General features: G+C 61.7%; 9 protein-coding genes. 5 read left to right on the top strand and 4 right to left on the bottom strand.

Translation table 11 applies throughout. The features are described 5' to 3' along the window. Window positions 1-54: 54 nt before the first annotated feature. Entirely contained in the window at window positions 55-1,824 is a 1,770-nt protein-coding gene (locus ACWFSR_RS03000; protein WP_447523041.1) for an ABC transporter family substrate-binding protein, read from the bottom strand. 407 nt (window positions 1,825-2,231) lie between these two features. On the opposite strand from ACWFSR_RS03000, the gene ACWFSR_RS02995 reads away from it, so the two are divergent. The 5 genes from ACWFSR_RS02995 to ACWFSR_RS02975 all read left to right on the top strand — a co-directional run bounded on the left by ACWFSR_RS02995 (window position 2,232) and on the right by ACWFSR_RS02975 (window position 9,710). Beyond that, on the top strand, window positions 2,232-2,819 hold the full coding sequence (locus tag ACWFSR_RS02995; protein WP_197107682.1) for an antibiotic biosynthesis monooxygenase: 588 nt from the start codon (window positions 2,232-2,234) through the stop codon (window positions 2,817-2,819). Window positions 2,820-2,861: 42 nt separating this feature from the next. Next, a complete protein-coding gene (hrpA, locus tag ACWFSR_RS02990) occupies window positions 2,862-6,809 on the top strand; it encodes an ATP-dependent RNA helicase HrpA (RefSeq protein WP_447523040.1) in 3,948 nt (1,315 codons plus the stop codon). Window positions 6,810-6,906: 97 nt separating this feature from the next. Next, complete coding sequence (locus tag ACWFSR_RS02985; RefSeq protein WP_197107693.1) at window positions 6,907-7,761, top strand: HpcH/HpaI aldolase/citrate lyase family protein; 855 nt, start codon at window positions 6,907-6,909, stop codon at window positions 7,759-7,761. Between the two features lie 38 nt (window positions 7,762-7,799). Beyond that, window positions 7,800-8,954: a thiolase family protein gene (locus ACWFSR_RS02980; protein WP_197107695.1), complete on the top strand. Its 1,155-nt coding sequence runs from the start codon at window positions 7,800-7,802 to the stop codon at window positions 8,952-8,954. Then, a complete protein-coding gene (locus ACWFSR_RS02975; RefSeq protein ID WP_197110366.1) occupies window positions 8,955-9,710 on the top strand; it encodes a 3-hydroxyacyl-CoA dehydrogenase in 756 nt (251 codons plus the stop codon). A gap of 60 nt (window positions 9,711-9,770) precedes the next feature. Here the strand turns inward: ACWFSR_RS02975 and ACWFSR_RS02970 are convergent, their stop codons facing one another. The 3 genes from ACWFSR_RS02970 to ACWFSR_RS02960 are packed head-to-tail and all read right to left on the bottom strand — an operon-like array spanning window position 9,771 to window position 12,464. Beyond that, on the bottom strand, window positions 9,771-10,553 hold the full coding sequence (locus ACWFSR_RS02970; protein WP_447523039.1) for an amino acid ABC transporter ATP-binding protein: 783 nt from the start codon (window positions 10,551-10,553) through the stop codon (window positions 9,771-9,773). Further along, a complete protein-coding gene (locus tag ACWFSR_RS02965; RefSeq protein ID WP_197107699.1) occupies window positions 10,550-11,563 on the bottom strand; it encodes an amino acid ABC transporter permease in 1,014 nt (337 codons plus the stop codon). The genes ACWFSR_RS02970 and ACWFSR_RS02965 overlap by 4 nt, the downstream gene beginning before the upstream one ends. A gap of 4 nt (window positions 11,564-11,567) precedes the next feature. Continuing rightward, window positions 11,568-12,464, bottom strand: a complete 897-nt coding sequence (locus ACWFSR_RS02960) for an ABC transporter substrate-binding protein (RefSeq protein ID WP_447523038.1) — start codon at window positions 12,462-12,464, stop codon at window positions 11,568-11,570. Between the last annotated feature and the right edge of the window lie 147 nt (window positions 12,465-12,611).

The raw sequence follows: 12,611 nt of genomic DNA, 5'->3' as shown, positions 1-12,611 counted from the left end.
CGCAGAAGTGGGCCGGACACAGGGTCCGGCCCACTCGTGAGCGCTACCGAGTAATTACTCGGAGTCTGTCGGTGCCCACTCCCAGAAGTTCCAGAAGTAGGTCGGCGACAGTGGGCTCGGGGCCACGTTCGTTACTGAGTTGTTCCAGACGGTGATTCCGGGGAACTGGAAAATGGTAACGCCGTACGCGTCATCCCATACCAGCTTCTCGACCTCAACCTGGATCTCGGTCTGGACCGCAGGGTCCAGCTCGGTTTCGAGGTCCTTGAGGAGTCCGTCTACCTCGGTGTTGGAGTAACCACCGAAGTTGCTTGGCTGGCCGGTACCGAGGTACTGGTCAGATCCGGTGAGCGCGAGGCTCGTCGACTGCCACGCGAAGATAACCGCGTCGTGAGGGTTGATCGGCAGTGCTTCTGTGTCGGTGAATGCCCACGTCGGCTCTGAGTCGTCAACGACCGTGAAGCCGGCAAGAGCAGCCGACTGCTGGATGAATTCGAACTCGGATGCCCGGCGAACGTTGCCCTCGGGGTACCAGAACTTGACCTCAACTGGAGTGGTTACTCCAGCGTCAGCAAGCAGCTGCTTTGCGCCCTCGATGTCGACCTCGGCGTAGTCAGCCGAACCATTGCTCGATGCGATCTCGTCGTAGCCAGGTGCACCAGGAATCTGGAGAACAGAGTCACGGAGAGTGGCGTTTTCGTTCAACGGGAGAATCAGCTTGTCGAGGATCTCTTGACGAGGAATAACCTTCAGGAATGCCTGACGCACAGCCTGTGCGGTGTCTTCGTCTCCGCCATAGGTGGCGGGGTCGAAGGGACCACCGTTGTTGAACGTGAGGTCAACGTGCTCGTAAGTTGCTTCATCCGCGGTGATGTAGTCAGCGTTGTCGAGTCCCTTGACGAGCTCAAGCACGTCAGGAGTCGGCTGGCCGGCTGCGATCTGAACGTCACCGTTCTCGATGGCCTGAACCTGTGCGGTCGAGTCCTCGATCTGGCGAACGATGATGCGCTCGTACTTGGGCGAAGGGCCCCACGTGTAGAGAGGGTTCGCGACGAGAGCGACGTACTCGTTTTCGACGAGCTCGTCGAGAACATAGGCACCGCTGGAGAGAGCAACGAGGTCGCTGTCGGGAGTGCTTGCGGCCTGGTACTCGTCGTTCCACGCCTTGGCTACCGGGGTGAGCCATTCGACGTCATCGTTCTGTACAGCCTCGACGAACATCTCCTTGGCTTCCTCGGGATCTTCGATCTCGGGGTACGCAAGGGAAACAACACCGTGAGCGGCAACACCGAGGTCGTATTGGACCTCCCAGTCGACGTAGGCGGAGTCGTAGACGAACGTGATGCTCTTATCGTCGATTTCCGGCAGAGTAGACGAGAGATCCGCGCGAGGGTTCGCATAGGTGAAGAGCGGCTCACCATCAGCATCCGAGACACCGGCGAAGATCGTAGTCCACGCGAGCAGCAAGTCAGCGGAGTCGATGGGGGTTCCATCGGACCACGTGACATCGTCGTTGACCGTGTACTTGACGGTCAGCGGGTCATCGCTCGTCTTCTCGAACGTGCCAAAGTCGGTGTTGTGCACGAGAGCTGGCTCGTTGTCGTAGTACCAGAACGACGAATTCATCATGTACAACACGACAGCGTTAGCAGTGTTGTTGCCTGCTGCACTATCTCCGTTGAAGTTGTCAATCAGGTCATTCCAAGCAACCGTGATTTCGGTGTCGGCAATAACTTCTGACTCGTACGGCGGAGTACACCCGGTTAGGGCGAGGGCTCCGGCCGCGAGCACAGCTATAGCAGCTGAGACGCGCTTCTTCTTCATCTTTCCTCCAGTAGAAAGGTGGTCGAAGGGACGGTGTAGACCAATCCCATGGCCGCCATTACACCGTATTGCTGAACGTCAGGGCAATAGAAACTGACGATTCGCACAATTCGCAACAAGAACGACACAATCCTGCGCGGATTCCTGTGTCTACCCCACAGTGGGGGTGATGCGCGGATGAGCGGAGGGTGAGAGGGCACAGCATTTGTGGCCTCCACGGGGGTGCGCCAAAGGGCCCGCCACACACACACGTTCGAGAATTGGCCTACCGCGCGACTGAACGCTATGACACAAGAAATTTACACACCAGCACAGCAAGAGCACACGGCATCCAACCTAGACTTGAACCCAGCTAAGCCCACACCGGCTGTCACTGTTGCCGCTGGACAACAGAAAGGAGTGCGCTGATGCCTGCAGAAAACGCCCCGATCACCATTTCGATCGAACGCACCGTTGACCCCGCCCGTATCGCGCAAGCTACTGCCTGGATGCAAACCGGCATCAACCTCGCCACCACCTACCCCGGCTTTCTCGGCTCCGGCTGGGTACGCGCCGGCACCGACAGCACTACGTGGCACATGCTTTACCGGTTCGCGGATGACGCAGCACTCTTGCACTGGGAGCAATCCCCCGAACGTGCGTGGTGGCTGCAGAGCGGCAGCCCGTTCATGAGCCAGCACCGCAGCGAGCGCCGCACCGGCATCGAAGGCTGGTTCGATGAACCGACCGAGGTGACCGTCGAGCACGCGGGAGCCACCCCTGCGGTTTCCGCCGCACCACCCCGCTGGAAACAAGCCGTGACCATTTGGTTGGGCTTCTTCCCCCTCAACCTCGCATTCACCTACCTTGTGACCCTGCTCGTGCCCGGCTGGGATACGCTGCCGATCCTCGCGCGCGTGCTTCTCACCACGCTCTTCCTCACGCCGATCATGACCTACGTGTTACTGCCCGGAGTAACCCGGATGCTGCGGCGCTGGTTGTCACCGACGAAGTAACGGCGCGGCCAGAATGGCGCACAGCGCGTAAGCTGAAGGGCTATGTCTGCCTCCGAAGTTCACTCCGCCAGCACCGCGACTGTCGCGAGCGCTGACATCGTGGTGACCTTCCCGCCCGAGCTGCCCGTCAGCCAGCGCAAAGACGACATCGCGAAGGCCATTCGCGACAACCAAGTCGTGATCATTGCGGGAGCGACCGGTAGCGGAAAAACTACCCAGCTACCCAAGATTTTGCTCGAATTGGGCAAGACATCCATTGGGCACACGCAGCCACGAAGGATTGCCGCGCGCACCGTTGCTGAGCGCATTGCCGAAGAACTCGGTAGCGAACTCGGAGACCTCGTGGGTTACCAAGTGCGATTCACCGATCGTGTGGGCAAGAACACGCGCGTGAAGCTCATGACCGACGGCATCCTGCTCAATGAGATCCACCGCGACCGCGACCTCAAAAAGTACGACGCGATCATCATCGATGAGGCCCACGAACGCAGCCTCACCGTCGACTTCTTGCTCGGCTATCTCAAGCAGCTGCGGGCCCGCCGCCCCGATCTCAGCATCATCATCACGAGTGCCACAATCGACCCCGAAAGCTTCTCGAAACACTTCGATGGCGCGCCCATCATTGAAGTCTCTGGCCGCACCTTTCCCGTCGAGATTCGGTACCGTCCCCTCGTTGCCGAAGAAAGCACTGGCGACGATCTCGAAGCGGAGGATGCCGAAGAAGCGGCCGCGAACCGCACCGACCGCGATTATCTCGAAGGCATCAACGACGCCCTCGACGAGCTCTCTCGCGAGAGCGACGGCGACGTGCTCGTGTTCCTCTCCGGCGAAACCGAAATTCGGGATGCCGAAGAATCCATCCGCGCACGCATCAGCGCCGGCAAGCTCTCCGAGGGCACCGAAGTGCTCCCCCTCTACGGCCGACTGAGCTCCGCCGAGCAGCACCGCGTGTTCGAGTCGCGCCGCACGCCAGGCACGCGACGCCGCATTGTGCTCGCCACCAACGTTGCCGAAACCAGCCTGACCGTGCCCGGCATCCGCTACGTCATCGATGCCGGAACCGCGCGCATCAGCCGGTACAGCACGCGCGCGAAGATTCAGCGTCTGCCGATCGAGGCCATCAGCCAGGCCAGCGCCAACCAGCGCTCGGGCCGTTCCGGACGAACGAGTGACGGAATCGCGATCCGCCTCTACTCCGAAGAAGACTTCAACGCACGCCCCGAGTTCATGGAACCCGAGATTCTGCGCACCAACCTCGCGGCGGTCATCCTGCAGATGATCTCTCTCGGCCTCGGCAACATCGCCGAGTTCCCCTTCCTGCAGCCGCCAGATTCTCGCGGCATCAAAGACGGTCTCGACCTGCTCACCGAACTCGGTGCCGTCGAGAACACCGCTGCGCTCCGCAGCACCAAAACCTCATCGAGCGTTACCGGCCCACGCTCAGCCGGCGGAAAAGAACCGAAAGATGCGGCCCCGCGCATCACCCGCATCGGCAAGCAGCTCAGCCAGTTGCCGATCGATCCCCGGCTCGCGCGCATGGTGCTCGAATCGAAGCAGCACAGCACGACCCGCGAAGTCATGGCGATTGTTGCCGGTCTCAGCATCCAAGATCCCCGAGAACGCCCGCTCGATAAGCGCCCGCAAGCCGACCAGCAGCACGCCCGCTTCATCGACCCCACCAGTGACTTTCTCACCATGCTCAACCTCTGGAACTACCTCGAAGAGAAACAGAAAGAACTCTCGGGCAACCAGTTTCGACGTATGTGCAAAAACGAATATCTCAACTATTTGCGCGTGCGCGAATGGCACGATGTTTACCGCCAGTTGAGCCGGATGGCCAAGCCGCTCGGTCTCGTGATCGGTGACGCGCACTCGAATCCCGACGGCATCCATCGCTCACTGCTGGCCGGCTTGCTCAGCCACATTGGCCTCAAGGATGTCGCCAAGCGCGACTACATCGGCGCCCGTCAGACTCGGTTTGTCATCTTCCCCGGCTCAGCACTGGCCAAGAAACAGCCCAATGCGATCATGAGCGCTGAGCTCGTGGAAACGAGCAGGCTCTTCGCACGGATGAATGCGTCAATCGATCCGGTGTGGGCTGAGAAGCTTGCCGGCGATCTCGTGAAGCGCAGCTATTCGGAACCGCACTGGGAGAAGAAGCAAGGCGCCGCCGTCGCGTTCGAGCGCGTGACGCTCTATGGCGTCACGCTGGCCGCTCGCCGCCGCATCCAGTTCTCGCGCGTTGATTTGCCTGCCGCCCGCGAACTCTTCATTCGCCATGCCCTTGTCGAGGGTGAAGACGACCTGACGAAACGCGACAAGCGCGTGTGGGGCTTCGACGCCTCCAACCGCGCACTGCGGCGTGACCTCGAGCAACTCGAAGAGCGCAGCCGTCGCCGCGATATCTTGCACGACGACGAAACCATTTTCGAGTTCTACGACAAGCGTGTGCCCGCCACCGTGGCCTCGGTGCGCGACTTCGAAGGCTGGTGGAAGAAAGCTCGTCACGACTCCCCCGACCTGCTGACGCTCACGACCAACGACCTGCTCGAGAATGCGGATGACGCCGAAGTCGACGACACCGCGTTCCCCACCACGTGGGTGCGCGGCGATCAAACGCTGAGCCTGAGCTACCGCTTCGAACCCGGCACCGACGATGACGGCGTGACCGTCGCTGTGCCGCTGCCCCTACTCGCCGGACTTCGCCCCGAAGGCTTCGACTGGCAAGTGCCTGGGCTGCGCGAAGAACTCGTGACCGCGCTCATCAAGGCCCTGCCGAAGCCCATTCGCCGCAACGTCGTCCCCGCCGCTGACTGGGCTCGCCGCTTGCTCGAAAACGCTCCAGACGATCCGGCAGCCGCCGCCCTCGACGAGGGCCCAGGCGTGACCGAATATCTGGCCAAAGAAATCGCGAGACTGACCTACGTCAAGGTCGCGGCATCCGACTTCGAACTCGACCGCGTTCCCGCCCACTTGAAGGTCACCTTCGCCGTGATCAACGAGAGCGGCAAAAAAGTCGGCGCCAACAAGTCACTGCGCAGCCTGCAAGCGAGCCTCAAGCCGGTCGCCCGTGAGAGTGTTGCCCGGGCTGTGGAAGGCGCCGCCCAACGGTCGCCGGAACGCCCCGCAGACGCCCTCGAACGCTCCGGAATCACAACCTGGGATTTCGGCGAACTCGATCGCTCCCGCGACACCAAGCACGGCGGCAACACCATCCGCGCCTACCCTGCACTCGTGGATGACGGCGACTCGGTGTCCATTCGCCTCATGTCGACTCCCTACGATCAGGCCATCGCGCACCAGAGCGGTGTGCGTCGCCTGCTGCTGTTGGCGATTCCCTCGCCGCTCGGCTACATCAACGAACATCTCACGGGCACTGAAAAGCTGGTGCTCGCCCAGAGCCCGTATCGCTCCACGAATGCGCTCTTCGACGATTGTTTGCGCGCGTGCGTTGACTCCGTGATGGGCGATCGCGACATCTTCTCGCAGAGCGAATTCGAAGCGCTGCGGAACGAGATTTCGGCAGGGCTTGTCGACTCGCTGTTTGCGACCGTCTCGCTCGTGGCATCCATTGTTTCAGGCGTTCGACTGGCCGATAAAGCGATCCGTGCCGCAACAAGCATGCACCTGATTGCACCACTCGGAGATGCGCGCGAACAGCTCGATGCGCTCGTCTTCCCCGGCTTCGTGTCGGCGACAGGGCTCATCCAGTTGCGCCGGCTCCCGGTCTATCTGAAGGGCATCGAGCATCGGGTTGCAAAGCTCACGGAGAACCCCGGTCGCGACCGCGGGTGGATGTCCGAAGTCGAATTAGCGACCCGACGCTATAAGGACGCGGGCGGCACTCTGCCGCTAGAGCAGCATCCCGAACCGCAGATCGTGCGCGCCCGGTGGATGCTCGAAGAACTACGGTTGAGCCTCTTTGCGCAACACTTAGGAACCGCCGAATCGGTAAGCCTGCAGCGCATAGCCAAAGTGCTCGCTTCCTAAACCCTGTTATTCAGCGGCCCGTCACCCCCACAAGTTACTCTGGAGGCTGCGAGAAGCACGATAACCGGCCTCTCTTCTGAAAGAAAGCAGTTCACGCGTGTCCGAAAGCACCACCGATCACCCGACCACCCACGAAGTTTCCGCCGAGATCGCGCGCTCGTGGCTTTTGGTTGCCGCAACTCGCCCCGAAGACTTCGACGCTGCTGAGCGCTCACGCGCCGACCAGATCATCCTCGACGTTGAGGATGCCGTAGACCCGCGCCTCAAGTCCACAGCTCGCGATTCCGTTGTCGAATGGTTGAGCAATGGTGGCAGCGGGTGGGTTCGCATCAACGACCGCACCTCCGATTTCTGGTCAGACGATGTGGATGCTCTCGCCGGTCTCCCGGGCTTGCGCGGAGTCATGCTGGCTAAGGCCGAAGCAGCAGCTCACGTTTCTGAAACCTTCGACCGCCTCAAGGGAGTCACTCCCGTGATCGCCCTCGTGGAGTCGGCCCTCGGCATTGAAGAAGCAGTGTCGATTGCCCGCGCCCGCGGCGCCTACCGTCTTGCCTTTGGCAGTGGCGACTACCGTCGCGACACCGGTGCCAGCGCCGACGACCTCGCCATGGCCTACCCTCGCTCGCGCCTGGTTATCGCCAGCCGCGTCGGCAACCTGCCCGGCCCCATCGACGGCCCAACCGTCGGCACGAGCCACCCCGTTCTTCGCGAACAGGGCGGCATGGCCGTTTCCCTCGGCATGACAGGCAAGCTGTGTCTCGACATCGAGCAGCTGCCGATCATCAACGAAGTCATCAGCCCTACTCGTTCGGATGTCGCGTGGGCTCGCGAATTCTTGGAAGACTTCGAAGCTCGTGGCCGCGTCATCCGCGACGGCAGTGACCTGCCCCGCCTTGGCCGCGCACAGAAGATTGACAAGCTCGCTCGCGCGTTCGGTGTCGAACCGGCCTAACCGTAGTGCTTAAGCGGACTCGCCGTTAGTCTTGAACCATGACAACGGCAGTCATTGTTGACGCGATTCGTACGCCTTCGGGCCGGGGGAAACCGGGCGGAGCGCTCTCTGGCGAGCATCCGGTCGATCTCCTCGCTGTGGTGTTACGCAGCCTCGTCGACCGACACGATCTCGACCCCGCCACCATCGATGATGTGATGGCGGGCTGCGTCACGCAATCCGGCATGCAGGCGGTCAATATCGCCCGCAATGCAGTGCTCGCAGCGGGGCTTCCCGAGACGGTGCCGGGCACCACAATCGATCGTCAGTGTGGCTCAAGCCAGCAGGCTGCGCACTTCGCTGCGCAGTCGATCATGGCGGGCGTGAACGACGTCGTGATCGCGTGCGGTGTGGAACTCATGAGTTCTCACCCCATCGGCCAAGCCACCCTCGGCTACAGCACCACGAGCTCATTGCTCGACGACCGCTACCCCGCAGGCCTGGTGAATCAGGGCATCTCCGCCGAGCTCATTGCGGCACGCTGGGGGCTCGACCGCGATGACCTCGATGTCTTCGCCGCGCTCTCGCATGCCCGTGCTTCCGCCGCCGATTTCAGCGCCGAGATTCTGCCCATTGGCGAGTTCAGCCACGATGAAACGATCCGGCCAGGCACGACAGCAGAAGGTCTCTCCGGCCTCGGCCCAGCCTTCTACGATGCCGAGATTGCCGCCCGTTTCCCCGAGATTCAGTGGAAGGTCACCGCGGGCAACTCTTCACCCCTCACCGACGGCGCTTCGGCGGTGCTCATCATGAGCGAAGAGCGCGCTGCCGCTTTGGGGCTCCGGCCACTCGCACGGTTCCACTCCTTTGCGGTCGTCGGCTCCGACCCGATTGAAATGCTGACCGGGATCATCCCCGCAACCCACCGTGTGTTGGAGCGCAGCGGCATCCGCCTCGATCAGCTCGACAGCATCGAAGTCAACGAAGCTTTTGCCTCGGTCGCTCTCGCCTGGCTGCAAGAGTTCCCGGTCGATCCCACGATCGTGAACCCGCGCGGCGGCGCCATTGCCCTCGGTCACGCCCTCGGCTCGTCCGGCACACGCCTACTCACCACTCTCGTCAACCAGCTCGACAGCACCGGCGGTCGTTATGGCCTTCAGGTCATGTGCGAAGGCGGCGGCATGGCCAACGCAACCCTCATCGAAAGGCTCTAATTGAAGATTCAGGATGCCGCAGCACTCATCACCGGTGGCGCAAGCGGACTCGGTCTTGCTACCGCCCGCGCTCTCGCCGCGCAGGGTGCGAAGGTCACCATCGCCGACCTTCCCAGCTCCCGTGGAATCGAGATCGCCGCCGAATATGGCTTCCTGTTCGCACCAACCGATGTGCGTTCAGAGGTGGATGTTCAGGCTGCCGTTGCCCTCGCCTCCTCAACCGCACCGCTGCGCATCGTCGTGAACTGTGCTGGCGTTGCGACCCCGGGCAAGACGCTCGGCCGCAAGGGAGTGCTGCCGCTCGACACCTTCGAGACCGTGATCGGCATCAACCTCACGGGAACATTCAACGTCATCCGCCTGGCGGCGGCCGCGATGGTCGAAACCGAACCGATTGACGGCGAACGCGGCGTGATCGTGAATACGGCATCCGTCGCAGCCTTCGACGGCCAGATTGGTCAGCCCGCCTACGCGGCGTCGAAGGCTGGCGTCGCAGGTATGACGCTTCCGCTGGCCCGTGAGTTCGCTTCGGCCTTGGTGCGCGTCATGACCATCGCGCCCGGCATCTTCGAGACGCCGATGATGGCAGGCCTGCCGCAGGAGGCGCAAGATTCTCTCGGCGCTCAAGTGCCGCATCCGTCTCGCTTGGGACGACCGGCGGAGTACGCCGCGCTCGTGCAGCACATCGTGGAGAACCCCATGCTCAATGGCGAGGTTATTCGCCTCGACGGTGCGATCCGGATGCAGCCGCGCTAGCAGCAGCACCCGGATCGACCGAAGCCCGCAAGCGAGCCAAAGGAACCGAGCGAATCGCGCTTAGAGTACCTTCGAGAGGAAGGCCTTCGTGCGGCCGTGCTGCGGGTTGCCGAGCACCTCGTCGGGATCGCCGGACTCGACGACAACGCCGCCATCCATGAACACGAGCTGGTCAGCGACTTCGCGCGCGAACCCCATCTCGTGCGTGACCACGATCATGGTCATGCCGGATTCGGCGAGACCCTTCATGACGTCGAGCACTTCGCCCACGAGTTCCGGGTCGAGAGCCGACGTCGGCTCGTCGAAGAGCATGAGCTTGGGCTCCATGGCGAGAGCGCGCGCAATGGCCACTCGCTGCTGCTGACCACCGGAAAGGTGTGCCGGGTAGGCATCCTCTTTCTCGGCCAGCCCAACCTGCGCGAGAAGTTCGCGGCCCTTCGCGATTGCAGCGTCCTTCTTCACCCTGTTGACGCGGATGGGCGCCTCAATGATGTTTTCAAGGGCCGTCATGTGCGGGAAGAGATTGAAGCGCTGGAACACCATGCCGATATCGCGGCGCTGGCGGGCGGCTTCGCGTGGCTTGAGCTCATAAAGCTTGTCGCCGCGTTCTTCGTAACCGACCAGAACACCGTCGACACTGAGTCGACCGGCATCCACATTTTCTAGATGATTGATGCAGCGCAGGAACGTCGACTTGCCGGAGCCGCTTGGGCCAACCAGGCACATCACTTCGCCCTGGGGCACCGAGAGCGAAATGCTCTTCAACACCTCATTGGAACCGAAACTCTTCGAGACGCGATCGGCATGCACCATCGGTGCGCCGCTTGTCGTTGCGTTCGTCATCGGTGCTCCTTTCCTGACGGATCCGTACTGGAATCGGATGCCTCACCCGGAGTGTCAATAACACCGGTCTTCACCGAGATCGCTCCCGTCTCCGTGCCCGCCTTTTCGGGGCGTGCTTGACCAACACCGCGCGAGAATCGCTTCTCGAGGAAGTACTGGCCGACCATCAGGATCGAGGTGAACAGCAGGTACCAGGCCGAGGCTACGAGCAGCAGCGGAATGGGGTCGAAGATCACGACAGAGATGTCGCGCGAGCGACCGTAGAGCTCGAGGCTGAACGGAATGGCTGTGACCAGCGAGGTGGTCTTGAGCATCGAAATGACTTCATTGCCGGTGGGCGGAATGATGATGCGCATTGCTTGAGGGATGACGACCCGCGTCATCGTTTGCATCCACGACATTCCGAGGGCGGTTGCCGCCTCGTCTTGTCCCTTGTCGACCGAGAGAATTCCGGCGCGCACGATCTCGGCCATGTAGGCAGATTCGTTGAGCGCCAATCCGATCACGGCAAGCCAGAACACGCTGATGAGGTCGCTGGTCTCCAACGACAGCCACGGCTCAGTGAACGGGATGCCGACATCGATCGTGGAATAGATCGTGGCGAACAGTCCCCAGAAGACGAGTTGCACATACACCGGAGTGCCGCGGAAAACCCAGAGGTACAGCCAGGCAATGCCCTTGACGACGGGGTTATCAGACAGCCGCATTACGGCGAGGGTGACACCGAGGATGATCGCAATGACCATCGAATACACCGTCAGCAGCAGGGTGTAGCCGGCGGCCTGCGAGATGCGCTGGTCGAAGATGTATTTGCCGAAGTTCGCCCAGCCATACGCCTCACGCTGAGACGCGTCGACGAGAAAGAGCACGAGCATCGCGACGAGGATGACCGCGATGACGTTGCGCCAGGGGTGACGGAGACGAATCGCTTTGATTGCCTCTGCTTGATCAACGCCGTTCGGCGACACCTGTGCAGGTGTCGCCGAACGGTCAGAGCGTGATGCAGCCATCTACTTAGCTGGACGTTGCCGCGTTGATGGTGATGGACGAGACGGCGCCACTGAAGACACCCCAGTCATCGAGGATCGACTTGTAGGTTCCGTCATCGACCATCGACTGCAGCGCTGCCTGGAGGGCATCCGACAGAGCCGAATCCTTCTCTACAGCGATGCCGTACGGTGCGGTGTCAAACGAGTCGCCTGCGAGTTCAATCTTGTCGCCGACCTGGCTCACCGCGTACTGGGTGATGGGCGAGTCAGCGCTCATGGCGTCCGCACGGCCCAGAGCGAGAGCGTTGGTCGCCTCGTCTTGAGTGTCGAACTTGAGAATGTCGATGGGCTCCTTGCCGGCATCCGTGCATTCCTGCGACTTCGCGGGAAGCTCGTCAGTCTCTTCGTACGTCGCGGTCTGCACTGCAACGGTCAGGCCACACGCATTGGCGGGATCAACGTCGACGCCAATGAGCTGGGCCCACTGAATTCCAGCCTCGTAGTAGTTGACGAAGTCGACGACCTTCTCGCGCTCTTCATTGTCGGTGAAGGAGGAAAGCCCGATGTCGTAGCTACCGCCGGTGACGCTGGGGATGATCTTGTCGAAGCTGGAGGGCTGGTACTGGGTGTCGAGACCGAGCTTGGCAGCCATGGCGTTGCCGAGGTCAACTTCCCATCCGATGGGGTTACCCGCGTCATCCTTGTACTCGTTGGGGGCGTAGGTCGGGTCGATACCGATTACGAGAACGCCGGCCTCTTTGATGTCGTCGGGCAAGAGGGCAACAGCTGCTTCGTCAATGCCGACCTCAACAGTGCTGCCGCCGGTGGTACCGGTGTCGGTGTCGGTGCTGTTGTCAACACATCCCGACAGTGCGAGGACGGTGACGACGGCCAATGCTGGCAGCGCGTAGGTGATTTTCATGGTGCAACCTTTTTCTTTATCCCGATGAAAGCTGGTGCCGGCGATAAGGCGTCGCCCCTGACGGGTGCGCCACTGAATCATCGACGCTGGAAGCCTACCCCCGGGTGCGCGCAATATTACGCTCACTTGCGCCGTGTACTTGCGGCG

Source organism: Salinibacterium sp. NYA9b, assembly GCF_976973725.1.
This window is presented reverse-complemented; position numbering and strand designations above follow the sequence as displayed.